General features: G+C 48.9%; 22 protein-coding genes. 11 read left to right on the top strand and 11 right to left on the bottom strand.

Annotation, left to right across the window (positions count from 1 at the left end):
• Positions 1–68 precede the first annotated feature (68 nt).
• A complete protein-coding gene (locus tag LPA26_RS10775) occupies positions 69–1,280 on the bottom strand; it encodes a porin (protein ID WP_229008291.1) in 1,212 nt (403 codons plus the stop codon).
• A gap of 370 nt (positions 1,281–1,650) precedes the next feature.
• Between LPA26_RS10775 and LPA26_RS10770 the strand changes: the two genes are divergently transcribed.
• Positions 1,651–2,136 carry a hypothetical protein gene (locus LPA26_RS10770; protein ID WP_229008290.1) on the top strand — a complete coding sequence of 162 codons (486 nt, stop codon included), beginning with the start codon at positions 1,651–1,653 and terminating at the stop codon, positions 2,134–2,136.
• 2 nt (positions 2,137–2,138) lie between these two features.
• Here LPA26_RS10770 and mutY read toward each other — a convergent pair whose 3' ends face one another.
• The 5 genes from mutY to LPA26_RS10745 all read right to left on the bottom strand — a co-directional run bounded on the left by mutY (position 2,139) and on the right by LPA26_RS10745 (position 8,552).
• Positions 2,139–3,182, bottom strand: coding sequence for an A/G-specific adenine glycosylase (gene mutY / locus LPA26_RS10765; RefSeq protein WP_229008289.1), 1,044 nt, complete (start codon positions 3,180–3,182; stop codon positions 2,139–2,141).
• Position 3,183: 1 nt separating this feature from the next.
• Positions 3,184–5,925 carry an AsmA family protein gene (locus LPA26_RS10760; protein WP_229008288.1) on the bottom strand — a complete coding sequence of 914 codons (2,742 nt, stop codon included), beginning with the start codon at positions 5,923–5,925 and terminating at the stop codon, positions 3,184–3,186.
• A gap of 31 nt (positions 5,926–5,956) precedes the next feature.
• Complete coding sequence (locus tag LPA26_RS10755; RefSeq protein ID WP_055830818.1) at positions 5,957–6,760, bottom strand: undecaprenyl-diphosphate phosphatase; 804 nt, start codon at positions 6,758–6,760, stop codon at positions 5,957–5,959.
• A gap of 282 nt (positions 6,761–7,042) precedes the next feature.
• The gene (locus LPA26_RS10750) at positions 7,043–8,053 is read right to left on the bottom strand and encodes a CDP-6-deoxy-delta-3,4-glucoseen reductase (protein ID WP_229008287.1); all 1,011 of its coding nucleotides are present in this window, start codon (positions 8,051–8,053) and stop codon (positions 7,043–7,045) included.
• 49 nt (positions 8,054–8,102) lie between these two features.
• On the bottom strand, positions 8,103–8,552 hold the full coding sequence (locus LPA26_RS10745; RefSeq protein WP_055868549.1) for an FxsA family protein: 450 nt from the start codon (positions 8,550–8,552) through the stop codon (positions 8,103–8,105).
• A 29-nt stretch (positions 8,553–8,581) separates the two neighbouring features.
• Between LPA26_RS10745 and cutA the strand changes: the two genes are divergently transcribed.
• From cutA to LPA26_RS10705, 8 genes are all read left to right on the top strand, one after another.
• On the top strand, positions 8,582–8,911 hold the full coding sequence (gene cutA / locus LPA26_RS10740) for a divalent-cation tolerance protein CutA (protein WP_229008286.1): 330 nt from the start codon (positions 8,582–8,584) through the stop codon (positions 8,909–8,911).
• A gap of 41 nt (positions 8,912–8,952) precedes the next feature.
• Positions 8,953–10,749 (top strand): protein-disulfide reductase DsbD, encoded by a 1,797-nt coding sequence (dsbD, locus tag LPA26_RS10735; RefSeq protein WP_229008285.1) that lies wholly within the window; start codon positions 8,953–8,955, stop codon positions 10,747–10,749.
• On the top strand, positions 10,742–11,275 hold the full coding sequence (locus tag LPA26_RS10730) for a TlpA disulfide reductase family protein (RefSeq protein ID WP_055830810.1): 534 nt from the start codon (positions 10,742–10,744) through the stop codon (positions 11,273–11,275). The genes dsbD and LPA26_RS10730 overlap by 8 nt, the downstream gene beginning before the upstream one ends.
• Before the next feature lie 194 nt (positions 11,276–11,469).
• On the top strand, positions 11,470–11,907 hold the full coding sequence (gene aroQ, locus LPA26_RS10725) for a type II 3-dehydroquinate dehydratase (protein ID WP_055830808.1): 438 nt from the start codon (positions 11,470–11,472) through the stop codon (positions 11,905–11,907).
• A 26-nt stretch (positions 11,908–11,933) separates the two neighbouring features.
• Entirely contained in the window at positions 11,934–12,395 is a 462-nt protein-coding gene (gene accB, locus LPA26_RS10720) for an acetyl-CoA carboxylase biotin carboxyl carrier protein (RefSeq protein WP_229008284.1), read from the top strand.
• Between the two features lie 138 nt (positions 12,396–12,533).
• On the top strand, positions 12,534–13,883 hold the full coding sequence (accC, locus tag LPA26_RS10715) for an acetyl-CoA carboxylase biotin carboxylase subunit (RefSeq protein WP_055830804.1): 1,350 nt from the start codon (positions 12,534–12,536) through the stop codon (positions 13,881–13,883).
• A 2-nt stretch (positions 13,884–13,885) separates the two neighbouring features.
• Positions 13,886–14,788, top strand: a complete 903-nt coding sequence (prmA, locus tag LPA26_RS10710) for a 50S ribosomal protein L11 methyltransferase (protein WP_055830802.1) — start codon at positions 13,886–13,888, stop codon at positions 14,786–14,788.
• Positions 14,779–15,861, top strand: coding sequence for a DUF3426 domain-containing protein (locus tag LPA26_RS10705; protein WP_229008283.1), 1,083 nt, complete (start codon positions 14,779–14,781; stop codon positions 15,859–15,861). The genes prmA and LPA26_RS10705 overlap by 10 nt, the downstream gene beginning before the upstream one ends.
• A 12-nt stretch (positions 15,862–15,873) precedes the next feature.
• Here the strand turns inward: LPA26_RS10705 and LPA26_RS10700 are convergent, their stop codons facing one another.
• Complete coding sequence (locus LPA26_RS10700) at positions 15,874–16,776, bottom strand: hydrogen peroxide-inducible genes activator (RefSeq protein ID WP_229008282.1); 903 nt, start codon at positions 16,774–16,776, stop codon at positions 15,874–15,876.
• 330 nt (positions 16,777–17,106) lie between these two features.
• On the opposite strand from LPA26_RS10700, the gene katG reads away from it, so the two are divergent.
• Complete coding sequence (katG, locus tag LPA26_RS10695) at positions 17,107–19,293, top strand: catalase/peroxidase HPI (RefSeq protein WP_229008281.1); 2,187 nt, start codon at positions 17,107–17,109, stop codon at positions 19,291–19,293.
• A gap of 189 nt (positions 19,294–19,482) precedes the next feature.
• On the opposite strand, the gene LPA26_RS10690 is transcribed toward katG, so the two are convergent.
• The 3 genes from LPA26_RS10690 to LPA26_RS10680 all read right to left on the bottom strand — a co-directional run bounded on the left by LPA26_RS10690 (position 19,483) and on the right by LPA26_RS10680 (position 23,056).
• Positions 19,483–20,727, bottom strand: a complete 1,245-nt coding sequence (locus tag LPA26_RS10690; RefSeq protein ID WP_229008280.1) for an AmpG family muropeptide MFS transporter — start codon at positions 20,725–20,727, stop codon at positions 19,483–19,485.
• A 116-nt stretch (positions 20,728–20,843) separates the two neighbouring features.
• The gene (locus LPA26_RS10685) at positions 20,844–21,137 is read right to left on the bottom strand and encodes a c-type cytochrome (RefSeq protein WP_369814166.1); all 294 of its coding nucleotides are present in this window, start codon (positions 21,135–21,137) and stop codon (positions 20,844–20,846) included.
• A gap of 50 nt (positions 21,138–21,187) precedes the next feature.
• Positions 21,188–23,056, bottom strand: a complete 1,869-nt coding sequence (locus LPA26_RS10680) for a methanol/ethanol family PQQ-dependent dehydrogenase (RefSeq protein ID WP_305080491.1) — start codon at positions 23,054–23,056, stop codon at positions 21,188–21,190.
• A gap of 268 nt (positions 23,057–23,324) precedes the next feature.
• Here LPA26_RS10680 and LPA26_RS10675 point away from each other — a divergent pair, with 268 nt between their 5' ends.
• Positions 23,325–25,211, top strand: coding sequence for a sigma-54-dependent Fis family transcriptional regulator (locus tag LPA26_RS10675; protein WP_229008279.1), 1,887 nt, complete (start codon positions 23,325–23,327; stop codon positions 25,209–25,211).
• 59 nt (positions 25,212–25,270) lie between these two features.
• On the opposite strand, the gene LPA26_RS10670 is transcribed toward LPA26_RS10675, so the two are convergent.
• A complete protein-coding gene (locus tag LPA26_RS10670) occupies positions 25,271–25,957 on the bottom strand; it encodes a PEP-CTERM sorting domain-containing protein (protein ID WP_229008278.1) in 687 nt (228 codons plus the stop codon).
• Positions 25,958–26,078 lie beyond the last annotated feature (121 nt).

Raw genomic sequence — 26,078 nt, 5'->3', positions numbered from 1 at the left:
AAAAAAACGGCAACCGAAGTTGCCGTTTTTAACTGACTTTAATTTAAGCAGGTAAGCCTGCAATTAAATTAGAAGAACAGGATAGCGCCCAATGATATGGTTTTTGCTTTCGCATCCAAATCGGCAGCAGCACGTTGGTCCAAATCACGCTTGGATTGTGAGTATTCAGCAACCAAGTTCAAATGCTTGGTCAGTGGGTGGTAAGCACCAACAACCCACAATGAATCTTCAACTTCGCTGAATGTATCACCACCGTTACCGTCTAAAGTAGAGCGGCCATAACGTGCACCCAGTTTAGTACCAACGCCTGGCAATGCATAAGTACCTTGCACATACCATTGATCAGATTCACGTCTGTTTCCAGCTGCATCTAAACCACCGTTGAATTGCAGAGTTTGGCCAATACCTTCGCCTTTACCGTAGTAACCTGTCAAGCCAAAGCCAGCCAGGTTGATGGTTGTACCAGCATCCCAACCCCAAGCTCTTTCTTTACCACCAGCACCACCAACACCAGAGATGTTTTGAGTGATTGCAGATGACCATACTTTACCAGCAACATCGCCAGTCCACTCGTAAGAAACTTTAGCTTCGTACGCTGACTGTGCGCCTGAACGGTCAGTAGAAACCTGACTAGCTCCAGGAACATTAACGTTAATAGCATTCCAGCCTTGTGTTACACCAGCTGTGAATTGGAAACCATTCCAGTTTGGAGATGTGTAAGCGATTTGTGATTTCCAGTCAGCATACATGTAACCAGCACCGATACCACCCAATGTAGTTGTGTTACCAGCCAAAGCGCCAGCACCAGAACCAACGCCCAACAATGTCATGTCGTTCAAGATTGCGTCTGAAGCGTAAATACCCAAGTCTTTACCCACTTTGATAGAACCCCATGAAGCATCACCGAATGTCAAGAATGCCTGACGGTTTTCTTGTTGTGAACCTTGAACACCAGCGTTGTTTGTTGAAGCACCTGGGTTGATGCTGATTGTGAAACCGACATCCAGATCGTTCTGACGTGTTTTACCAGAAACGCTCAGGTAGTTTGGCAACAAACCAGTAGTAATGTTGTTTTGTGAGCTAGCATCACCAGTACCCAGGCCCAGAGGACCAGCACCAACACCAGCGTCACCAGAGAATTTGGTTGTTGTGTAGTAAGCGTTAACCACACCGCCGATGTCCAGTGTCCAGTCACCAGCTGGGATAACGATACCAGCTTGAGCGCCAGTAGCTGCAGCGAACAGAGCTGCTGCAACTGCAACGTTTAATTTTGTATTCATACGAATCTCCAAAAATGTTGTTTTTACAACTTGTGTAAGGATATTGCTTTTGGCCGGATGATTTAAAAACACCCTAACCTCCAGTAACTCCCTCGGAATCTGCCATGCATTTCCAAGAAGGTCAGTGCAATTTTTGCAAAATGCGGTTGCTTGGCGCAAGTGAATACGTCAAATTGCTTAGTCCAACTTTTGATTGTTGTAGATTTGCAACACATTTGCAGGGTGGATTCGCGAGCTAAATTTAAACAGGCAGGGTTTTATCAAGCTTTTTGCACTGCCTTAATAAAGGTGTTTCTGCTAGGATAGCGTTGGATTTAGCATTCTTTGTATGCCAATCATATCAATCATTATAATTATTTAGAGGTTCCTCATGATTTCCGATATTCAGTTATGTAGTCGTTTTATAGATACATTAGACTGGATCTGCCAAGTGCTGATCAGGCACGCTGATGACTTTAATATCGCCCTGGTAAAAATTGCCTATGGCGATGACAATAGTCTGGGAGAGGCTTACGGGGCACCTGAGGCGTTGCGTCAGCTTTCTTCGCTCACGCATGACTTGCAGAACTCGTTCAGGAAGTCTGACTTGGTGGGTCGTGAGGGCACTGATTTCTGGATCCTGTTTCCATACACACGCGTGACGGACAATATCCACGATAAATTACTGGATGTATTGCAGGGCTCCGCCCATAACAACCTGAATATAGTGGAACGTGAAATCTCTATTTTCGAATTACCGGTGATTTATCAAAAGGCTAGCATTAAGCCAGAGAATGGGCTGGATTTGCTGCATTACGTAAAAGCCAATCAATCTGAATTAGCCAGTCATGTGTTCAGTCTGGCTAATGTTGAATAACATTAATACCGCGCTTGCTGCAGCGTTTTAATTAATGTTCGCACTGGCGCTGGTAAAGCAGCGTCAATCGCATCATTCATAGATAGCCACTGCATATTGGGTGGCAATGACGATCGTTTACCGCTCAGTTGCATTGGCTGCGGGGTAATTTCTAATTTGAAATGCGTAAAGGTATGCCAAAGCACCGGCAATACCTCTAGCGACTCCGCTTGCATGCCATATCTCTCTTGGACTTGTTGCACTGAAACCTGCGTTGGCACTATTTCAGGCAAACTCCACAATCCGCCCCATATACCCTGATTAGGTCGCTTCTCCAGCAATATCTCTCCGGCGTCCAGAATCATCAGCATAGTTGTCTGCTTTTCCGGAATTGCTTTACGCGGCTTTGATGCGGGTAATTGCAATACGCGTTGTTGTAAAAAAGCCTCACACTGATCCTGCATCGGGCAATCGGCACAGCGCGGTTTGCTTCGTTTACAGAACGTCGCCCCAAAATCCATTAAGCCTTGGATATATGCAGGCAGATCTTTTTCTGGCAATAAGCTTTCTGCCAGAGACCATAATTGCTTTTCTACCGCCGGCAGCCCTGGCCAGCCGTCAACCGCGTGTAATCGCGCTAGCACCCGTTTAACATTACCATCCAAAATAGTTTGTTGTTGCTGGAAGGCAAATACCGAAATAGCAGCCGCGGTCGAGCGACCTATGCCTTTGAGGGTCTGTATCTGGTCAAAGTCTTGCGGAAATATCCCATTATGCTCACGCATAATGGTTTGTGCAGCATGGTGCAGATTGCGGGCACGGGAATAATAGCCTAGCCCGCTCCAGTGTTGCATCACATCATCCTGTGAAGCTTCTGCCAGGCTGGCAATGGTGGGGAACCGGGCCATAAAACGGCCATAGTAGCCAATCACTGCACTGACTTGGGTTTGCTGCAACATGATCTCGGAAACCCACACTGCGTAGGGATCACGCGTTTGCTGCCACGGCAAGTCATGCCGGCCATGCACTTGTTGCCAAGCGATCAGTTTTTCTGCGAAAAGACTCACGCTAGAAATTCAATAGCTTTTTCAAAGCTTTTTGCTTTGCATTATCTGCAGGCTTGGCTTCTTCATTATTGCTACCAGCGTCAGATTTAGCAGCGTCACCTTCAGCGCTTTTTTCACTGTTTTTTGATTTGCCATTTAACAAACCCTTTAAAGCATCGGCTTTATTTTCACCCCCAATGAGGGATTTCACTGCTCCAGCTTTATCGCCGCCCAGCTGATTGGTTAAAGCATCCAATGCTGCTGATTTAGCCAATGCCTGTCCCAGAGCCGCCATATCAATGCCAAACTTGGGCGCTGCAAATGTGCCGGTGACCTTCACAGGCACACCGACTCCGGAAAGCTGCTCGGCTTCTTTGCCGCCTTGCCCTTTAAGCGTGTTGACTAGCGTAGGCTTTGCCAGGTAATTAATCTGTTCTCTGCCAATATCAATATCGCCTTTGCTTTCGCCTTTAGGCAGGCGGAAGATAGGCGCTTTCATTGCCAGGTCGTCGTTATGCGCGACGCCATTCTTGATGTTAAAAGTGGCGGTCAGCTCGCTAAAGTCAGTTTTTTTGGTTTGATCGGCTGCAGTATTCGCTTGGCCTTTGAGCAAATTAAGCTTGCCTTTGGCATCGCGTATCGTCCCTGCCAGGTCAAAACCCTTAACGGCGCCATCGGCCATGCGCAAATCAACCGAGCCGCCCAGCGACTTTTTTAATGCAGTCACCGTATTACCTTGCGCAGTGACATCCAGATTAACGTTGCCGGTGCCGGACAACATATCGTTATTAATCGTATCCACCAGCAGTGGGCCAACCGCAATGTTTTGCAGACTTTGCTTGATAGCGATGGCAGGTGTCGCACGGGCATCCACTTTCACACCACCGCGCACAGTCCCCTGGTAAACGTCCACATTCAACGGGTCAAGACTCGCCAAGCCATCCTGGGCTTTCAAACCAATATTCAGGTTTTTAGCTTCAGTCTTGCCATATTTCAACCAGCCGATACGGATATTTCCCTGCGCATTTAGTGCTTTGAGAGCGGATAAATCCAGCGGTTGTTCTTCAGTACCTGCAGTTTTGGCGGCAGGTTTATTTTCAGCCGTGGCCGTTTGCGTTTGCTGTGGCAAGTACCGGTTCAAATCCAGTTTGTCGATATTCAGGTCAAACGTATATAGCGGCTTGTTGAATTGGCTGATACCCACATTACCGTGAATACGTGAATCATCCAGTTTGACATCCAGGCCTTGCAACGCCAGTTTTTGTCCATCGGCTTTGATGCCCACATTCAATCCCGTTAGCGTGTATGGGCTGTAAATAATCTTGCCGATATTGATACTGCCATCCAGGAATAAGGTTTTTAATGCACTGAGGTCAGCTGGTTTACCAGGGTTGGTACCTGCTTTGGCAGCGGTTGTTTTAGATTCCGCTTTCTTGGCATTGTTATTACCCAATAAAGCATTCAGGTTTAAAGTATCCGCATGCACTTTAAAGCCGATATGCGGTGTTTTAAAACCTGCCACACTGACATCGCCATTCAGTTTGGTTTCGGCCAGGTTGAGGTTAAAAGTGGTTTTCACTTTCTCCTGCTTTACATCAGCGTTGGCTGAGAGCTTAAACTGGCCTTGCATGGCACCATTGGGTAAGGCTGGGTCTTTTATATCAAACTTACCTGCCAGCGCAGGCACATCAAACACCATATCCGCCAGGTTTGCTTTCACTGGAGACTCAAAATGACCGTCAACTTTGCGGGCACCGGCGTTGACTTTCACATCAGCAGTAATGCCTTTACTCTCCACCGCCTGCTGGTTACCTTTTAATTCAGCGAGGATGATATCCATATTGATATCACCTTGTGCATCCTGCTGCTTAAGCGCCAGTATTACTTTCTCGCTGGAAATCTGCTTGGGGTTTACTGCCAGCGCAGGCGCCTGCAAACTGACATCGCGTTTGGCACCATTAAAATCACCCTGCATGGCCAGCTTCAAACCGGAAACATTCAGCGCGGTTTGCGCTGCGTCGATATCCACAGCACCCTGGGCTGTGACATTGACGTCTTTTCCATCCAGCAAAGCGCCTTTGATAGTAGCGTCCAGGCCTTTGACCACAAAATGTTTGGCTTCGGGGTCAACCATTACATTGGCTTTAATCTTTGCCAGTGCATCCACCACCGGCTGGTTGGCCACCAGATGGAAATCAGCCGACAAGTCAAACGGCGTTTTAAGCGCCACTTGCCCGGTGGTCAGGTTAAACTGGTCCACAGTGTATTTCGCACCACTGGCTTCATTAATGTAGCTGACTTGTGTATTGGTGACCTTAACGCCTTGCACGTCAAAATTAATCTGCTGTGACTCCTGCTCGTCTTTGCTCAGCAGATCATCGAAGTTGAAACTGCCATCGGCATGCTGGATAACATTGGCTTGCACACCGTCCAGATACACGGTATCCACCACAATTTCTTTTCTTAGCAGTGGCAAGACTGCAAGTGCCACTTTGGCGCCCTTGATTGCGGCAAACTGCTTATCTGACTGATGCTCGGATAAAGTAATTTCACCCAGGTCAGCCCCGATTTTAGGCCAAAAGCTTAGCTTGATATCACCTTTGATATCCAGGGTACGCTGCTTTTTATCTTTCACTAACTGGATCACGGTCGACTTGTAATCGTTAGGATCAAACGTCGCCGCAAGATAAATTACCAACAGCAGTGCCACGCCAAAAATGGCGGCTACTGTATAGAGAATTTTTTTCAGAAGTGTATTTCTCATTCATTACACCTTAAGTGAATATGCAGCTTGATTAGTGTGCAAAAAACAACAAGATAAGGATGCCGAACACGATGCGATACCAGGCAAACACCGCGAAAGAATGCTGACTGACAAATTTAATCAGGGCGCGAATCACTACCAGCGCAGATAAGAACGCAGTGACAAAGCCAATCAGGAAAATAAAGGCATCATCTAAAGACAACAAATCACGCGCCTTTAGTAAGTCATAACCAGTCGCCGCAAACATAATAGGCAGGGCAAGGAAAAAAGAAAACTCAGTAGCCGTTTGCCGACTCAGGCCAAAGCACATACCACCAAGAATTGTCGCACCAGAACGTGACACCCCTGGTATCAGCGCCAGTGACTGGGCAAAACCAATCTGCAACGCCTGTTTTAAACTGATATGGTCAATATCTTGCACCTTGCCGGGTGGCACAAATTTTTCAATGATTAAAATCAATATGCCGCCGACAATCAACGCAATACCGACAGTGAAGGATGAAAATAGAAATTCTTTGATTTGATGGTGGAAAGCCAGGCCAAGGATGGCGGCGGGCAAGAAAGCGATAACCAGATTACGCACCAGGTGTTGCGCGTCAGGGTCGGTTTGAATACGTTGTACCGTTTGTATCAAGCGTTGCCGGAACTCGACACAGACAGCAAGCACTGCACCTAGCTGTATCATGATTTCAAACACATCCCGTTTATCTTTATCCAGAAAATTTAACCATTCACCTGCAATAATCAAATGTCCGGTGCTGCTAACAGGTATAAATTCGGTCGCGCCTTCGACCAGGCCCATGATGATGGCCTTCAGCATTAAGTAAATATCCATGGTTATATTCTAGCAGACAGAGCAAACTAGATTTAGTGTGTTGGAAAAATTAGGGTATTGGTTTGTCTGGATATGGCTTGGGATTGTATTCTTTGGAAAATGTTCAGTTTCTTTGTGTGATAAGAAATTGTGTAATGTACTAATTTCTTTTCGACCTAGGCGACCGTCTTTCTGTTGATGATTTTTCTTTGAGCAAGCAAAGAAAAGTCACTTGCCTAGGGTCGAAAAGGTGAGATGTTTTTAGTGACCAAAACCTTCAATTGAAACAAAATCTAAGCCAGCTTATTTCGGCGCGAACGTAAACGCATCGCTGTAAAACTCTTCTTCCGGCAATCCTTGGGCAATAAAAGTCTCTTTAGCAATATCTACCATGCCTGGCGCCCCGCAGATATACACTTCAAAGCCACTCAAATCCGCATGATCTTCAAGGACTGCTTGATGCACCAGCCCACGCCGGCCTTGCCAGCCATCGTCAGCTTCACTCTCTGAAATCACCGGGATATAAGTAATGTTTGGCATAAATTCAGCCCAACGTCGGCAGAGTTCATCCATATATAGATCAGTCACCTGGCGGGCACCACGATACAACAACAGCGGCCGCCGGATACCCTGGTAAATCATATGCTCTATCATTCCTTTGATTGGGGCGAATCCAGTGCCACCGGCGACCATGATGATGGGTTTTTCATTTTGTTCACGTAAGAAAAAACTGCCCAGCGGTGCTTCAACACGCAATATGGTTTTTAATGGCATTTCGCTGAAAACCTGCTCAGTAAACTGGCCGCCTGCAATTTTGCGAATATGCAATTCAATAAAACCTGCTTCATGCGGGGCGTTGGCGATGGAAAAAGCACGACGGCGGCCGTCTTTGAGCAAAAATTCCAGGTACTGCCCTGCCATAAAGGTGAGTGGTTCAGTGGCTGGCAATTGCAGATGCAACACCATGACATCGTCGGTTAGCTGCTCTTTTTTCTGAACGCGCACGGGTAAAATCCGTGGTTTGATTCCTTGCACCATATCAATCTGGCGGCATTCAATCACCAGGTCTTCCAATGCTCGCGCACAACAAAACAGTGCTTGCCCGCTGGCCAGCTCTTCATCGCTCATGGCACTGCCCTGATAGTCATCATGGAAGACTTTGCCAGTAAGCACTTTGCCTTTGCAGGCTCCACAGGCGCCATTGCGGCAGCCATAAGGCATGTTGATGCCCGCCTCTATTGCGGCTTCCAGCACAGTTTGGCTTGGGCGCACTTCAAACGTGTGGCCGCTGTTTTCAATCAATACCCGGTTCATGGCTTATATTGTAGAGATTTTCTTGGTAAGGCTTGAAGTTTAGGATGACTTAATCTTTTTTTGGCAGATGCACGACGTTGTCTTTGGGTTTAGCTTCTTTGACTTCAGTATACTCACCTTCAATCGCCTCATCATTGGCGCTGGCTTGAAACCCAGTCTTATTTGATGTACTGCCAGAAGCAGCCTTATTCGCTGGCATGAACAATAACACCACTGCAATCACGTCACTGATGACCCCGGGAATAAGCAAAAGCACACCGGCAAACATATTGCGAGCGGTTGAAAACATGGCTGAAATCGGGTTGCCACCAGCCGCTAGCTGTTGAAACATACGCGCTGCAATAAGGTTTTTTTCAGCACGTATCAATTGGAGGCCAAGAAAACCAATAATCAACAGGTAAGCGAGCACCCACCAACCATACCGCTGACTAAGTTCAATCAGGACCGCTATCTCCAGAAACGGAAAAGCCAGTAAAATAGCAAAGATGATAAAACGCATGTCAGTAATCCTGTGGTGAGTCAGCGCACATGACGCCAAAAGAGGAAATTATAATCGTGTTTACCCATGTGCCGGATATGGCATGCGCAGAAATCCTGGCGCATGCACTGGTTAGTGCACAGTTGGCGGCATGTGTGAATATTTCAAGCCCTGTCAAATCGGTTTACCGATGGCAGGGCCAAATCGAAACCGCAGATGAAGTAAAACTGACGATTAAAACCACTCAGCAAGGCTATGCAGCATTGGCAGATAAAATTCGCGAATTGCATCCTTATGAACTTCCCGAGATAGTAGCTATCCATGTCAACGAGGGTTTGCCGGAATATCTGCGTTGGGTTGCGGCTGAAACGCTGGCATAAGGCCATGATTGATAGGTCATGGTTAATTAAGGTGCAAGATAATGATCACTAAATGGATTAAAGCGTGGGCGACCCTGGCGATGCTACTGGCAACTGCACTACCGGTGCACGCGGATTCAAGGTTCTCCCAACTATTTACCGATGAAGACTCTGAAGAGTTTTTGCCGGTAGATAAAGCGTTCAAGGTAGAAGCTGCGCTGGTGGATCAAACACATGCGCAAGTGAAATTTATTATCGCGCCTGGTCATTATCTGTATCGTGAACGCGTACAACTGTTACCCGCTGATCAAAAAGCGACCATTTCGTTGCCGCCAGGCGAAAGCAAAAATGATCCCAATTTCGGCCAGCAACAGGTTTTCCACCATGATACGGTTGCAGAAGTCATTTTCCCCGACACGGCGCCAGCCGTTCTGCAAATACGGTATCAAGGTTGCAGCGAAAAAGGTTTGTGTTACCCGCCGCAGACCAAATCCCTGCCATTAACGCCATCTGCTTCGCCAGTTGCAGTCACTAGCAGCCAGCCATCAGCATTAGAAGTTGACGATGGCGTATCTGAAAAACTGCTTTCATCGGGACACTGGTGGCAAATCGTAGCTGGGTTCTTTGGCGCCGGTTTACTGCTCGCCTTTACGCCATGCGTGTTCCCAATGATTCCGATTTTGTCAGGCATTATTGTCGGTAAAAACGCACAAGTCTCACGCGCCAAAGCATTCACTTTATCGTTTGCCTATACACTGGGCATGTGCCTGACCTATACCCTGGCAGGCGTTGCTGCCGGCTTATCCGGACAACTGTTGAGTAACGCCCTGCAAACACCATGGGCATTAACGGCCGGCGCATTGATTTTTGTGGCCTTGTCTTTTTCCATGTTCGGTTTTTATGAGCTTAAATTACCAAGTGCAGTAGAAAATGCTTTTTTTAACTGGAGTCACCGGTTTAAAGGCGGACATCTGCTCAGCGACTTTCTGATGGGCGCCATCTCTGCCCTGATTATCAGCCCTTGCGTGGCGGCGCCTTTGGCGGGTGCTTTACTCTATATCAGTCAAACCCATGATGTGGTTCTCGGTGCCGTTGCACTGTTTTCACTCTCATTGGGTATGGGCGTGCCTTTACTGTTGATTGGTGCTTCTGCAGGATCAATCCTGCCAAAAGCGGGCGAATGGATGAACACCATCCGCCGCCTGTTTGGCGTACTAATGCTGGCTGTCGCTATCTGGGTGATCAGCCCTATTTTGCCAACCAGCGTGCAGCTGTTGTTGTGGGCAGCACTTTGTATCATACCGGCTATTTATTTGCGCGCCATTGACCCGTTGCCGACGACTGCTACTACCGCGCAAAGGCTTATTAAAGGCGCGGCAGTCTTTTTATTACTGTATGGCGTTGCTTTGCTGATCGGGGCCTGGTCAGGAGCAAGTTCACCACTGAGGCCATTGCAGAATCTTGCGTCCGCCCCGCAAACTGGCAGGCAGGCATTACAGTTTCAACGTGTGCGCAATGTGCAAGAACTTGATCAAGCCGTGCACGCCGCACAAGGCAAGCGCGTGATGCTGGATTTTTATGCTGACTGGTGTGTGTCATGTAAAGAATATGAGCAATTTGTATTCACAAATCATCAGGTGCAGGCTGAATTAAATCAAATAGTGCTATTGCAGGCAGACGTGACAGCAAATAATGCACAGGATGCAGCATTGCTTAAAAAATTCGAATTGTTTGGCCCCCCGGGTATCGTCTTTTTTGATAGTCAAGGCCAGCCTTTGCAGCCAGTCATCAAAGGCTATCACGATGCGGATCGTTTCCTGAAAATACTGCGTGCACTTGGAGGACCTAACCATGCGTAACGTCGCGCGTATCGTAATGACCGTCCTGCTGATCGTCGTCCTTGGCAGCGGGTTCCGCTGGCTTTACCTGAACCGCCATCAGTTTATGGGCGCAGATACGACGTTACCTGATAAAACTGCGGTAAGTGCGCTCTGGAATACCACCTTAAGCGATCAAAAAGGTAAGTCATACCCGTTAGCACAATTCAAAGGCAAGCCTATGATCCTAAATTTCTGGGCCACATGGTGCGAGCCTTGCCGTGATGAAATGCCGGAGATTTCTGAACTTGCCACTGCACACCCCGACATTACCGTATTGGGCGTGGCAATTGATGAAGCTGCAGCTGTGCATGAGTTTGTCGAAAGCACCCCGGTGTCCTATCCATTACTGATTGCCGAAAATGAAGGCATGCCTCTGGCAGAGACCTTGGGTAACAATAAAGGTGTCTTGCCATATACGGTGATTGTCTCTGCACAGGGCGAAATCACCCATATTTTCTTTGGCCGCGTTAACAGCGAAATGCTGCAAAAAGCACTTAAGTTGTAGGCTATACAAACTGTTATTTGATTGAATACAATGCTTTAATCGCTGCATGTTCGGAGCAAAGATCCCGCACTTAACAGCAAAATTAGCGATGTTTCACTTTTGTGTAATTGACGAATTCTGCTGGACAAAATGCAATAACTTCGGCAAACTTCGCGCCATGAAGGTTGTATCTTTCTCTTTAAAAGGCATGTGAAATGGGCACCAAATCTATCCTGGTGATTCATGGACCTAATCTCAACATGCTTGGCACTCGCGAGCCACAGCATTATGGCAACCAGACCCTGGCAGATATCGACCAGGGGTTGCATGCACTGGCGCACGCGGATCAGGCACGGCTGGAAACCTTTCAGAGCAATTCTGAAGCGGATATTATTGAGAAGATACACACATTGTCTGTTAACCGCGTGGATTATGTCATCATCAATCCTGCGGCTTTCACACATACTTCGGTGGCGATTCGTGATGCAATTTCAGCGGTGAAAGTACCGTTTATTGAAGTACATCTTTCCAATGTTCACGCACGGGAGCCATTCAGGCATCACTCTTATTTCAGCGATATCGCGACGGCCGTCATCTGCGGTTTGGGCGCGGAAGGCTATTACGCCGCTTATCGCCATATCCAACAACTATAATTAAAACATTCTAAATCGAGGTTTCTATGGATTTACGCAAACTCAAAAAATTGATTGATCTGGTCGAGGAATCGGGAATTTCCGAACTGGAACTGACCGAAGGTGAAGAAAAAGTACGTATCAGCCGCACCATCACTGGCGTTGCGCCGGTTACACAATATGTAACTGCGCCTGCCCAGGCTGCCCCGGCTAGTGCAGCACCAGCTGCTGCGCCTGCCAGCGCTACTGCTAGCGCACCAGCGCCGGAGCCGGAAGGCAAAGTAGTGAAATCACCTATGGTCGGTACTTTCTACCGCGCCTCTTCTCCTGATGCCAAAGCTTTCGTTGACGTTGGCAGCAGCGTGAATGCCGGTGAAACGGTATGTATTATCGAGGCGATGAAGCTACTCAATGAAATTGAGAGTGAGTATGCCGGCGTGATCAAGAAAATCTTTGTTGAAAACGGCCAACCAGTGGAATACGGCGAACCATTATTCCTGATTGGTTAAGATTCCCTGATTGGTATTTATGTTAAAAAAAATTCTGATTGTCCAACGTGGCAGCCAGCTATCGACAGGTTGTACTGCAACAAAATTAAAATGCGCCGTGGCTAATAGCCAGGCCGCTATGAAGACGCGGAGTTAAAAATGTTCGAGAAAATACTGATTGCAAACCGAGGCGAAATAGCCTTGCGTGTGCAACGTGCCTGCCGTGAACTGGGGATCAAAACCGTAGCCGTGCACTCCGAGGCCGACCGCGATGCCAAATATGTTAAATTGGCGGACGAGTCCGTCTGTATTGGCCCAGCTCCTTCCGCTAAAAGTTACCTGAATGTTCCGGCAGTCATTAGCGCTGCTGAAGTAACAGATGCGCAGGCGATACACCCGGGTTATGGCTTTTTGTCTGAAAATGCCGACTTTGCCGAGCGTGTGGAACAAAGTGGTTTCGTGTTTATCGGGCCACGTGCTGAAACAATCCGCCTGATGGGCGATAAGGTTTCCGCCAAGGATGCCATGAAAAAGGCTGGCGTGCCTTGCGTACCTGGTTCAGATGGTGCTTTGCCTGATGATCCTGCTGAAATTGTGAAAACAGCCAAACGTGTCGGTTACCCGGTCATTATCAAAGCGGCTGGTGGCGGAGGCGGTCGCGGTATGCGCGTGGTGCATACTGAAGCGGCATTAATAAATGCAGTCAATATGACCAAAGCCGAAGCGCAAAGCGCTTTTGGTAACCCGGTGGTTTACATGGAAAAATTCCTGGAAAACCCGCGCCATATCGAAATCCAGATATTGGCCGACGAACATGGCAATGCGGTGTTCCTGGGTGACCGTGATTGCTCCATGCAACGTCGTCACCAGAAAATCATTGAAGAAGCGCCTTCACCTTTATTACCAGCAAGATTGCGCGACAAGATAGGTGAGCGTTGTGCCGAAGCCTGCCGCAAAATCAAATACCGTGGTGCTGGTACCTTTGAGTTCCTGTATGAAAACGGCGAATTCTATTTCATTGAGATGAACACCCGTTTGCAAGTAGAGCATACGGTGACCGAGATGATTACCGGGATTGATCTGGTACAACAGCAAATCTTTATTGCCGCCGGTGAAAAACTGCCTTTCCGCCAACGTGACATCGTATTGAATGGTCATGCCATTGAGTGCCGGATTAACGCCGAAGATCCTTACAATTTTGTGCCTTCTCCTGGTTTCATTAACCGCTTCCATATGCCAGGCGGACCTGGCGTGCGCATGGACACTCATGTATATGGCGGTTATACAGTGCCCCCACATTACGATTCCATGATCGGTAAATTGATCACGCACGGTGCCACCCGCGAGCAAGCGATTGCCAGAATGCGCGTAGCTTTGTCTGAACTGTATGTCGAAGGTATTAAAACCAACAAGGAACTGCATTCTGACCTGATGTCTGATCTGGCGTTTCAGCAAGGCGGCACCAGCATTCACTATCTTGAACAGAAGCTGGGCATCAGCGCTAAGTAATTGTGCATTGGCTGTTACTTAAAATTCAATCGACCGAGCCACAGGCGGAGTCGCTCAGCGATGTGTTGATGGAACATGGCGCACTGTCTGTCAGCATTGAAGACGCGCATGCGGACACCATGGCTGAACAAGCCATTTTTGGTGAGCCGGGCGATCCACCGCCAGGTATCTGGCAACAGAATATCGTGACTGCCATGCTGGAAGCTGACGCGGATGTGACGGCTTTGCTAGCCACAGTGCAATCCGAGTTGCAGCTGGATGGTTTGAAATACCAGTTGGAACAGATTGAAGAGCAGGATTGGGTGCGTGCAACCCAAGCGCAATTCGACCCGATTCGTGTGACTGATAATTTATGGATTGTGCCATCATGGCACCAGGCGCCCAATGCGGAGGCAATCAATATTGTGCTGGATCCCGGTCTGGCATTCGGTACCGGTAGCCATCCCACCACGCATTTATGTTTGAGCTGGCTGGCACAATTACCTAAATCGGAATTGGCTCAGGCCAATGTACTGGATTACGGTTGTGGTTCCGGCATCCTCGCGATTGCGGCCAAAAAACTGGGCGCCGGCCAGGTGATTGGTGTGGACATTGATACACAGGCGGTCATCGCCAGCCGTGACAATGCCGCCAATAACCAGGTGGAAGCGCTATTCTATGATTCTGCAGAATATCTGCATGAGCCATTTGATATTGTGGTCGCCAATATTCTTTCCAGTGCCTTGATGGTATTGGCGCCGGTGATTGCAAAATCTTGCAAAAATGGCGGCAAAGTTGCATTATCCGGCATATTGGATAGTCAGCAGGAAATGTTGCTGACGCATTACTCAGAGTGGTTTGAAATGGATGCCCCCATCCAGCAAGATGGATGGGTCTTGCTGACGGGAACCAGAAAATGTCTCTAATCACGGCGTGCCCTGCCTGCCAAACACAATTTGAAGTCAACGACGAACAACTGCAAGCCTATGCCGGCAAAGTACGTTGTGGTGAATGCAATCATGTGTTTGATGCACGCTCTTCGCTGATTGACTCGACAGAAGCAACAGAAACCATTGCGGCAGACGAATCTGTCGTATCTGTAGAAGCACCCATACCAGCAAATGAATCGATTGCACTGGCCGACTCACCGGCAGAGACATTTACACCAGAAGTCACTGAAACAAGCAACACGCAGTACGTGACACCTGAAGCAGACATCTCCCAGACAGCTTCAACAGAAGTCGAGCATGCAAGTGCAGAGAATTCCGGACCACACAGCTCAGAAGCTTATGTCACGGATACTTATGGTTCTGATAGCTACCCTGCTCCTGAAGCGACACTGGATAGCCCAACAGCAGAATTGGATGTTCCGCTCACGACCCAGAAGGATGCCGCTCAAGATGCTCAACAGATCCGGGCATTGAACTGGAATCTTGGCCGCGAAGAAGCTGATACAACAGCCATTCCGGAATTTTTGCGTAATGTTTCCCTGAGCGAAGAGTGGCCAGCAGCCGCTGAAAAACCCAAAGCACCATGGGTGTTCCCACTGTTATCCGGCTTACTGCTAGTGACCCTCCTGTTGCAGTCTGTTTATTTCACACGCACAAGCCTGGCCGCTAATTATCCTTTTACCAAACCGCTGCTGCAGTCGGCTTGCAAATTGGCACATTGCGCGGTGGCATTGCCTAAGGATATTACGCAATTAACCATTGATGATGCCGACATTCAGGAACACAGGGAGCGCGAAGGGGTACTGGTATTTTCCAGCGTATTGATCAATCACGGTGCGGTGTCTCAAACTTACCCGATGATAGAACTGACGCTGACCAATATGGCTGACGAACCGGTATTGCGCAAAGTCCTGACACCTAAGGAATATTTGCCTGCAACTGCCAAGGTTTCTGAAGGCCTGGCGGGACAACAGGAGCAACCGGTTAAAACCAGCCTCGGCATCTCCGAAAAAGCCGTGACCGGGTTCCGCGTCGCGATTGCTTATTAAATTCCAGAAATATTATCCGCCAGTGCTTTTCGCCTGCGCGCCAATGTCTGACATCACTTTTCCCAACACCTCAATTGCAGCCGTGCGCACAAAACTTTTACGCCAGGCCAATGCAATCCTCCTGCTAGGCACCGGTTTGGTGAATGGAATCACCCGAATCAGCGGATTCTGGTAACGTGCGACAGTCGCCATCGCTGGCAAAACCGTAATCCCCAGGTTGGAAGCCACCATATTACGTATAGTCTCCAAAGAATTACCTTGTAGCACCTCGCCCTTACGACTTAATTCAGGGCAAGCCTGTGTCACCTGGTTGCTAAAGCAATGCCCACTATTCAGTAATAGCACTTTTTCGTTGCCTAATTCATCCGGATTCACTGTTTTACGTTGTGCCCATGGGTGGGTGGCTGGCACCACTACATTAAAATCTTCATCATAAAGCGGTGTGATTTCAATTCCGGGCACATTAAACGGCAAGGCCACGACTGCCGCGTCAATTACGCCATTCCTTAATTGTTGTTCCAGTGTAGCGGTAATATTTTCTTCTACTTCCAGCGGCATATTTGGTGCAGTTTTAACCAATGGCGGAATCATTTCCGGCAACAGGTAAGGGCCTACCGAATGGATCATCCCTAGCTTGAAAGGCCCATTCAATGGGTCGCTGCCATGCTTGGCCATTTCCTTGATTTTTGCCGCTTGCTCCAGCACAGTGTTCGCCTGCTCAATGATCTGTTCACCTATCGGCGTTGGTGTCACGTCATTACGGTTACGCTCAAACAGCAAAACGCCTAATTCCTCTTCCAGCTTTTTGATGCCCAGGCTTAATGCCGGTTGTGTGACAAAACATTTCTCAGCCGCCCGGCGAAAATTGCGTTCCTGCGCTACTGCCAGCACAAACTTCAGTTCAATCAGGGTCATGTTTTTCTCACTGCTGTGAAGAGGCCATTAGTGTAAATCTATTAATTTTATTAATCAATAGTATCAAAACATACAATTATACAAATTGAAGTAGCTTGCCTAGAATGGCCTCCATGCATCAGACAACATTGATTCATGGAGGCAAAAATGATTAGCAGCTGGCTTCAGGATTTATCCCAGTTACAGGAAGTATTGGCGGCTTACGCTGCCAGCAACTAGATAAACCATATTCATTACCTAGAAAACTATTATCGTAATATTTAACAAGTAGTATATTTATCGCATGATCACTCAAGGGTGGTCAGTCAATAAGAAAAGGAGCTCAAAAAAATGGAAAATCAGCAAAATACCACAGGCAAATGTCCATTTGCACATGGGGGAAACACTGCCACCGAGAAATCAAATACCAGCTGGTGGCCAAATGCGCTAAATCTGGATATCTTGCATCAACAAGACAGCAAAACCAATCCGCTGGGTGAAGATTTTAATTATGCCGAGGAATTTAAAAAGCTGGATTTAGCGGCAGTGAAAGCCGACCTGCATGCAATGATGACCGATAGCCAGTCATGGTGGCCTGCTGATTGGGGGCACTATGGTGGATTGATGATTCGCTTGTCATGGCATGCGGCCGGTACTTATCGCGTCGCCGATGGCCGTGGCGGAGCCGGCACCGGTAACCAGCGTTTTGCGCCGCTGAACAGCTGGCCGGATAACGTTAACCTGGATAAAGCGCGCCGCCTGTTATGGCCGATCAAGAAAAAATACGGTAACAAGCTTTCCTGGGCCGATTTGATTGTACTGGCCGGCACGATTGCGTATGAGTCCATGGGTCTGAAAACCTTTGGCTTTGCCGGCGGCCGCGCCGATATCTGGCATCCGGAAAAAGATATTTATTGGGGCAACGAAAAAGAATGGCTAGCTAAAACAGGCGCGCCCGGTAGCCGTTATACAGGTGAACGCGATCTGGAAAATCCGCTGGCCGCCGTAATGATGGGGCTCATATATGTAAATCCGGAAGGGGTAGATGGCAACCCGGACCCATTACGCACAGCGAGGGATATCCGCGAAACCTTTGACCGGATGGCGATGAACGATGAAGAAACCGTTGCGCTGACTGCTGGTGGTCATACCGTAGGCAAATCACATGGTAATGGCATAGCAGCAAACTTAGGCCCGGACCCGGAAGCGGCCAGCATTGAAGAGCAAGGCATGGGCTGGAATAACCATACCACCCGCGGCATTGGCCGTGATTCAGTTACCAGCGGTATCGAAGGTGCCTGGACCACACATCCTACCCGCTGGGATAACGGTTATTTCAAAATGCTGTTCGAACATGAATGGGAGCTGAGAAAGAGCCCGGCAGGCGCATGGCAGTATGAGCCGGTGAATATTAAGGAGGAAGATAAACCTGTTGATGTGGAAGATCCGTCCATCCGCTATAACCCGATCATGACAGATGCGGATATGGCGATGATCAAGGATCCGGTTTACCGCGAAATTTCGGAGCGTTTTTACCGTGACCAGGCTTATTTTTCCGAAGTATTTGCACGTGCCTGGTTTAAATTGACGCATCGTGATCTAGGTCCGAAAGCTCGCTACCTGGGGCCAGATGTGCCGCAGGAAGACTTGATCTGGCAGGACCCAACGCCCGCTGGCAACGCTAGCTTGAGTACCGCGGATATCGCAACCTTGAAAGGGCAGATCCTGGCGAGTGGCCTGACGATTGCAGAACTGGTGGCTACCGCCTGGGATAGCGCACGTACATTCCGCGCATCCGATTTCCGTGGTGGTGCCAATGGTGCACGTATCCGTCTGGCACCGCAAAAAGACTGGCAAGGCAACGAGCCAGCCAGGTTGCAGAAAGTACTGGCTGTACTTGAAGGCATACGGGCAGCTTTTAATCAACCGGTCAGTTTGGCGGACTTGATTGTGCTGGGTGGCTCAGCGGCCATTGAGCAGGCGGCCAATGCAGCAGGTGTGGCGGTTGAAGTGCCGTTTGCGCCAGGCAGGGGCGATGCCACCGATGAGATGACAGATGTGGAGTCTTTCTCTGTGCTGGAACCATTGCACGATGGTTTCCGCAACTGGCAGAAGGCGGATTATGTGCCGACAGCTGAAGAGCTACTGCTGGATCGTACCCAGCTGATGGGGCTGACAGCGCCGGAAATGGTGGTGCTGGTTGGTGGTATGCGAGTGTTGGATACCAATTATGGTGCTAGCAAACATGGTGTGTTTACCGACAGGCCCGGCGTGCTTAGCAATGACTTCTTTGTTAATTTGACGGATATGCAGTACACCTGGAAACCAGTAGGCAGCAATTTGTATGAAGTCCGCGAGCGGGCTACCGGTAACGTGAAGTGGACTGCAACACGTGTAGATCTGGTATTTGGCTCTAACTCTATTCTGCGTTCTTATGCGGAAGTGTATGCGCAGGATGATGCAAAACAAAAGTTTGTGCAGGATTTTGTGAAAGCATGGACTAAAGTGATGAATGCAGATCGGTTTGATTTGAAGTAATTGTGCTTTAAAAAAAGAAAAAGCGCCTTGAGGAATCGGGGCGCTTTTTTCTTGGCTGAAAGTTTTAACTTAAATAGTTTGTAAGGCACTTTAGATTATGCGGAGGGTGTAGCAGTCACAAAGCTTGCTACGCGGACACCATGCTATACCTGCACTGGAGCGACTAACCAAAGAATTAACTTTCAGACTTTACCGTACCCGCCACGGCGCTACCTTAAACAACAACACCATCCCCGGAATGGTCAGCAACATACATACATAAAAAAACTGTTCCCACCCCAAATTTTCTACCATCCCGCCGGTAAGTGCATTAAACACCGAACGCGGCACTGCCGACAAACTGGTAAACAATGCCAGTTGTGTCGCTGTATATGCAGGGTTGGTTTCACGCGCCATATAAGCCACATATGCCGCGGTTCCCAAGCCGATGCCAAATGCCTCGGCACCAATCACAAATGCCAGCATGCTACGCTCGGCAGCGCCAATCTCAGTAAAAGGCCCGCTTTGTGCCAGCCAGGCAAAACCAAAAATAGCTAATGCCTGTATCACACCAAATACCCATAAGCCGCGATTAATACCTAACTTGAGCATCCACAAACCGCCGACAAAAGCACCGGCAATCTGCATCACCAGGCCGCTGCCTTTGGCAATCGCACCGATATCGGTTTTGCTGAAACCCATATCAATATAGAACGGTGTAGCGAGTGCTGTGGCCATGCTGTCACCCAGTTTATACAACAGAATAAACAGCAATACCCAGACTGCATGTTGCCAGCCACTGCGATGGATAAATTCCTTAAAGGGTTCGACCACGGAAGCCAGCAATGTTTTGGGCATGCTGGCGGCCACTGGTTCTTGTGACCACAGGGTAAAGCCTATGCCGGGTAGCATAAATAAACCCACAATCAGAAACACTTGCGACCAGGCCATATGGTCGGCCAGGATTAATGCCAGTGAGCCAGGGACTAATCCGGCGATACGGTAGGCATTCACATGAATACTGTTGCCCAAACCCAATTCTTCGTCGCTCAGTATTTCGCGGCGGTAGGCATCAATCACAATATCCTGGCTGGCGGAGAATAAAGCGACCAGTGTAGCCAGTAATGCAACCGCGGTGATATCAAATGCTGGTTGAAACGAGCCAAGTGCAATGATGGAGCCCAACAATGCAAATTGGGTAAATAGTATCCAGCTACGTCTGCGGCCCAGGCTTGCCAGTAATGTGTAGCGGTCCATCAACGGCGCCCATAGAAATTTCCAGGTATACGGCAGTTGCATAAAAGCAAACGCGGCAATGGTTTTTAAATTGAGCCCTTCGCTGCGTAGCCAGGCGGGTAATAACTGCAGTAAAAGGTAAAGAGGTAGGCCGGAGCTGAAGCCAAGCGCCACACACATCAGCATGCGGCGCGTAAACAGGGTTTGTGCGATGGTCATGTCCGCATTGTAATCGCTTTTGTCTGGCAGACATTCGCCAGGTAAAAAAAAGCCAACCCTTGCGGGTTGGCACACTCGGAGATCAAATGGTCAAACAATACTTTGTGGAAAAACCCCTACAAACTGAGTATCCACTGGACCAAGGTTTTAATATCTTCGTCCTTTACCTGCGGGCTGTTAGGCGGCATGGGCATATCACCCCACGCGCCACTGCCGCCGGCTTTTACTTTCTGGATCAATTTTGCCTCCGCAGATTTGTCGCCTTTGTATTTGGCGGCAACATCCTTATAGGCTGGTCCCAGGATTTTTTTATCCACACTGTGGCACATCAGACAATTACTTTTTTGCGCCAGTGCTTCGGCATTACTACCTGCCATGACAGAAGCTGTCATCCCCAACAGGGTAGTCATTGCCAGGCTTTTAATGAATAAATGCATAGAGTCATTCCTTGAAAAATGTATTACAGGCTGAACACGTTCATTGCGCCACCACCAGGTGCCGCGTTGTACTGGGTCAGCTCTTTGTAGCCACCGGCAGCCCCCAAGCCATCGGTTTCATTGGTCAGACCCAGGTTCATCGCAACTCCAGCCCAGCCGCCAATCCCTGACAATACGCCTACATATTGCTTGCCTTTGTGACCGTAAGTGATCATGTTGCCAACCACACCGGAACCCACCTGGAACTTCCACAGTTCTTTACCGGTTTTGGCATCCAGTGCTTTTACCCAGCGGTCCAACGTCCCGTAAAACACCAGGTCAGTTGAAGTCACCAGCGCACCACCCCAGGCAGAGAATTTCTCTTTGTTGTACCACTGCGCTTTACCTTTCAGCGCATCCCAGGCCATAAAGCCGCCCATCACACCGTCCGGGCCGGCAAACATGGTCAAGGTAGCGCCTACCCATGGCTGGCCAGCCACATATTTTGATTCAACCGGCTCGTACGTCATACATACATGGTTCAGTGGCACGTAAAACATTTTGTTCTTCGGTGAGTAAGCTGCGGGTTGTTCGTCTTTCACTCCCAGGGCTGATGGACAAATACCTTTGGCGTTGTAATCCTGATGGGTAGAATATTTGGCATCTTTCACCGGAATGCCGGTTTTCAGGTCAATCTTGCTGGCCCAGTTGACGAACGGGTGCATTTTCTCTGCCACCAGCAAGCTGCCGTTGGTGCGGTCAAAGGTATAGCCAAAACCGTTACGGTCAAAATGAGACGCCAGTTGTTTACCGTTGGCTTCCCACAGGATGATTTCGTTCATGCCGTCATAATCCCACTCATCATGTGGCGTCATCTGGTAAGCCCAGCGCGCCATGCCGGTGTCGAGGTCACGCGCGAAAATCGTCATTGACCATTTATTGTCGCCTGGTCGTACGTCCGGGTTCCAGGTGCCAGGGTTACCGGTACCGTAGTACATCAGGTTGAGTTTCGGGTCATAGGAGTACCAGCCCCAGGTTGGGCCGCCACCATTCTGCCAGCCGTCTTTTTGCTGTTGCGGTTTATGCCAGGTACGTACGCCGAGGTCAGCTTCAGGATACTTCAGTTGCGATTTATCCAGAGGCTTGAAAGAACCGCCCTCTTTGTTGCCACCATTCACATCCTGGTAAACGGATAAGGCGCTGTAATGCGGGTTTTCCTTATTGAAATCCTTGCCAATCAGCATTTCGCTATCCGGACCGGTGCTGTAGGCTTTCCACAACAGGCTGCCATCTTTAATGCTGTAGGCAGAAATATGGCAGCGTACGCCGAATTCGCCGCCTGAACAGCCAGTCACCACTTTGTCTTTAAATACGTGAGGGACATTGGTATTGGCCGCGCCTGTTTTCGGGTCGTTGACCTTTACGTCCCATATTTTGGCACCGGTTTTGGCATCCAGCGCCACCAGCACACCATTATTCTGTTGCAGGAAAATCTTGCCGTCGCCGTAACCCAGGCCTTTGTTTACGTTGTCACAGCACAAAACAGACTGCACGTCCGGATCCTGTTTAGGGAAATAAGACCAGCGGATCTTCTGGTTGTCGTCCAGGTCCAGCGCATAGACGTTGTTCGGGAATGCGGTATGGATGTACATGGTATTGCCAATAACCAACGGCGCACCTTCGTGACCCCGGTTAACGCCGGTCGCGAATGACCAGGCCAGTTTGACGTTTTTGACATTGCCTTTGTTGATTTGTGACAGTTTGCTGTAACCCTGGTTGGCGTAGTCTTTACGCGCCATGGCCCATTGGTTGTCATCCTTCATCATGGCGTCCAGTTCGGCATTGGCCCATACACTGGTGCTCATGCCGGCTAGCATCATTGCAGTGATGGCAAGCTTGATTTGGTGTTGCATACATACCTCCAAAATGGTGTGTTTGAAGCTGGAATAAATGAGTTATACGCCAGTAAGCAAATGCTTCTTTTGTTACTCGCAGACCATTGATTGCAACCCCTGTGCCAGGCATGAGTTTTATTTGAGGTAATGAAAAAAATGAATTAAAATCAAAAGGTTATTCTTAGGTACCAGCTACGGTCATGCATTCTGAAACGGTGAAAACTGTTCAGCGGTGTACCAAACTGATACAGTTGTTCAATCACGTGATACAGGTGTTCAAACAGTGATGTCCAAGTTTCCCCCAGCCTCTACACATACATCGTTGCCAGTCATGCGCGACGATCAACTGGCCATTGCCGAAGCGATTGAACGCTCATGGCGTCGTTGCATGGTCAAAGGCGTGGATGAGCAGGCACCAGCACATGACCAGATCATCACCGCGCAAGAATTAGCACAACGGCTAGAGCAAAATCGTTTGTTGCTCACGCATGCTGAACCTGAAATGATGACCTTAAGCGGGCAGATTGCACATACGCGTAGCCTGGTCATTCTCACGGACAATGAAGGTGTGATCCTGCGCACCATGGGTGAAGGCGTGGAGCAGGGCGACATTCGTGCTTCTTTATTACCTGGTGCTTCCTGGAGTGAAGAGCATCGCGGGACAAATGCCATAGGCACAGCGCTGGTTGAGCGTGCCCCCATCAGCGTGCAGGGTGCCGAGCACTTTATGGCCTATCACCACTCACTCAGCTGCTCGGCAGTACCGATCTTTGCAGCCAATAACCAGTTAGTGGCTACATTAGATGTATCCAATGATTTGAACCAGCCACAGCAACACACGTTGGCACTGGTGAAAATGGCAGCGCAAATGGTCGAGAACCGTTTGTTTCATGCCACTGCACAAGGTGAGATAGGCGTGCATTTTCATGCGCGATCAGAATTTATCGGTACGCTATGGGAAGGCCTGGCGTTATTTGATAGTGATGGCCAGTTGCATGCCATCAATCGTAGCGGACAATTCCAGTTCGGCTTGCCTCTGGATGAAGATGTGCTGGCCAAGCGGCGGGTGCAATTCAGCGATGTATTCGATGAATCGTGGGTGACATTCAAACAACGCTGCCAGGGTGGTGATTTATTATTCCCCATGCAATTGCGGAATGGCGCCCGACTATTTGCACGTGCTTCCGTTCAAACCAGCACGCGTTCACGCCCAGCGGTTTCCCAACCACGAGAATCTGCGGCCAGCCTGGAAATGCTCAATACTGGCGATGCACAGCTTAAACTGGCGATCACCCAAGTCAAACAAGTATTGAATCGCGATATTCCCATGCTGGTATTGGGTGAAACGGGCGCCGGAAAAGAATTATTTTCTCGCGCGATTCATGATGCCAGCGCACGTCGCGACCAACCTTTTATTGCGGTCAATTGCGCTGCCTTGCCCGAAGGCCTGATAGAAGCCGAGCTGTTTGGCTATGAAGAAGGCGCTTATACCGGCGCTAAGCGCAAAGGTAATTCTGGCAAAATCCAGCAGGCTGATGGCGGCACGCTGTTCCTGGATGAAATCGGTGATATGCCCTTGTCACTACAGGCGCGTTTGTTACGCGTGCTGCAAGAGCGCTGCGTGACACCGCTGGGCTCCAGCAAGTCGATTCCGGTTAACTTTATGCTGATCAGCGCGACCAACCAGAAACTGAAAGATAAAGTCACTGCAGGGGAATTCCGTAGTGATTTGTACTACCGTATTAATGGACTGGCAGTGCAATTGCCAGCCTTACGCCAGCGCCAGGATTTACAGCGCCTGATCAGTTTAATTTTGCAGGTTGAGCAGTCACCAGAGAGTGAAATCAGTGCAGAAGTCATGGCTTTGTTTGCCCGTCACCCATGGCCTGGCAATGTGCGGCAATTGCATAATGTGTTGCGCACTGCGCTGGCTTTGGCGGATGGCGCGGTCATAGATTTGATGCATTTGACGCAGGACTTTATGGATGAGCTTGAAGATGCAGCCATCAGTCACCAAGCGGTGCGTCCTGCATTAACTTTAAAGGCGCAATCTGATGAGGTTATACGTTCGGCTATGCAGCAGCATGCTGGAAATGTTTCCGCCGCTGCACGCCAGCTTGGTATGAGCAGAAATACACTTTATCGTCGTTTGAAAGCATTACACCTGGCTTGATCAGACAATAAAAAGCCCCGGCAACAACCGGGGCTTTTTTTCATGACTTTATTTTGAGCTTACTTGCTGCGACGACGAGCTACAAAACCCATCACGCCAAGACCCAGTAACATCATGGCGTAGCTATCAGCCTCAGGAACGGCGGACGCTGATGCCACCTGGTCCACCTGGAAAGCCAGTGCTTGTGAGAATCCAGCGCTGAAACTCAGAGTGTAAGAAGTGATGGGGGTAGAAACACCACTCAGATCCCAGGAATAGCGATAATAGTCATCCACAGTACCGGTATTCCCAAAGTTTACCAATGCGCCGGCAATCGCCTGGTTACCGCCGTTGTAGCTCAGCGTAATGGTATAGGCCTCACCACCGAATGAAGCATTAAAGTCATTAACGATGCCCTGGAATACCAGTGAGTTGATGTTGTTTGAAACAGTATTATCAGTAAAGGTCAGGTTCCCATCGCCGTACAAACCGAAGCCGGCGGGGTAGTAGCTGCCGGAAATTTGCGTCAGCAATGCATCGCCTGAACCTGCCACGTTACCAGCTGTCCCCGCTGCCAGCTGGGCTGCAGTCAATGGATTAGCAGCGCCATTATTATCAACACGGTTACGGTTAAGCTGGTTCCAGCCGTCGAAAGAAACAGAATTCGCAATGTCAACGAAACTGCTGTACGTGGAATTCGCTTGTGCCAGACCAGCGATTGCGAATAGGCTTGCACCGATAACGATGCTAAGATATTTAGCTTTCATATGACTAACTTCCTTTTGAGTAATTATTAATGACTGGCATCTTTAATAAGTGCCAGAATTGTTAACTGGCCGCGTTACTCACAAACGTCTTTACCATGTATTCCCATTTAAATGATAATGG

The organism is Methylophilus sp. Leaf408, assembly GCF_916856905.1.
Taxonomy (GTDB): Bacteria; Pseudomonadota; Gammaproteobacteria; order Burkholderiales; family Methylophilaceae; genus Methylophilus.
This window is presented reverse-complemented; position numbering and strand designations above follow the sequence as displayed.

Bases quoted from the DNA above. Each gene is read 5' to 3' on its own strand.
- LPA26_RS10775 (WP_229008291.1), bottom strand. From the start codon at position 1,280: ATGAATACAAAATTAAACGTTGCAGTTGCAGCAGCTCTGTTCGCTGCA.
- LPA26_RS10770 (WP_229008290.1), top strand. From the start codon at position 1,651: ATGATTTCCGATATTCAGTTATGTAGTCGTTTTATAGATACATTAGAC.
- LPA26_RS10760 (WP_229008288.1), bottom strand. From the start codon at position 5,925: ATGAGAAATACACTTCTGAAAAAAATTCTCTATACAGTAGCCGCCATT.
- LPA26_RS10755 (WP_055830818.1), bottom strand. From the start codon at position 6,760: ATGGATATTTACTTAATGCTGAAGGCCATCATCATGGGCCTGGTCGAA.
- LPA26_RS10750 (WP_229008287.1), bottom strand. From the start codon at position 8,053: ATGAACCGGGTATTGATTGAAAACAGCGGCCACACGTTTGAAGTGCGC.
- LPA26_RS10745 (WP_055868549.1), bottom strand. From the start codon at position 8,552: ATGCGTTTTATCATCTTTGCTATTTTACTGGCTTTTCCGTTTCTGGAG.
- cutA (WP_229008286.1), top strand. From the start codon at position 8,582: ATGACGCCAAAAGAGGAAATTATAATCGTGTTTACCCATGTGCCGGAT.
- dsbD (WP_229008285.1), top strand. From the start codon at position 8,953: ATGATCACTAAATGGATTAAAGCGTGGGCGACCCTGGCGATGCTACTG.
- LPA26_RS10730 (WP_055830810.1), top strand. From the start codon at position 10,742: ATGCGTAACGTCGCGCGTATCGTAATGACCGTCCTGCTGATCGTCGTC.
- aroQ (WP_055830808.1), top strand. From the start codon at position 11,470: ATGGGCACCAAATCTATCCTGGTGATTCATGGACCTAATCTCAACATG.
- accB (WP_229008284.1), top strand. From the start codon at position 11,934: ATGGATTTACGCAAACTCAAAAAATTGATTGATCTGGTCGAGGAATCG.
- accC (WP_055830804.1), top strand. From the start codon at position 12,534: ATGTTCGAGAAAATACTGATTGCAAACCGAGGCGAAATAGCCTTGCGT.
- LPA26_RS10705 (WP_229008283.1), top strand. From the start codon at position 14,779: ATGTCTCTAATCACGGCGTGCCCTGCCTGCCAAACACAATTTGAAGTC.
- LPA26_RS10700 (WP_229008282.1), bottom strand. From the start codon at position 16,776: ATGACCCTGATTGAACTGAAGTTTGTGCTGGCAGTAGCGCAGGAACGC.
- katG (WP_229008281.1), top strand. From the start codon at position 17,107: ATGGAAAATCAGCAAAATACCACAGGCAAATGTCCATTTGCACATGGG.
- LPA26_RS10690 (WP_229008280.1), bottom strand. From the start codon at position 20,727: ATGACCATCGCACAAACCCTGTTTACGCGCCGCATGCTGATGTGTGTG.
- LPA26_RS10685 (WP_369814166.1), bottom strand. From the start codon at position 21,137: ATGACTACCCTGTTGGGGATGACAGCTTCTGTCATGGCAGGTAGTAAT.
- LPA26_RS10680 (WP_305080491.1), bottom strand. From the start codon at position 23,056: ATGCAACACCAAATCAAGCTTGCCATCACTGCAATGATGCTAGCCGGC.
- LPA26_RS10675 (WP_229008279.1), top strand. From the start codon at position 23,325: ATGTCCAAGTTTCCCCCAGCCTCTACACATACATCGTTGCCAGTCATG.
- LPA26_RS10670 (WP_229008278.1), bottom strand. From the start codon at position 25,957: ATGAAAGCTAAATATCTTAGCATCGTTATCGGTGCAAGCCTATTCGCA.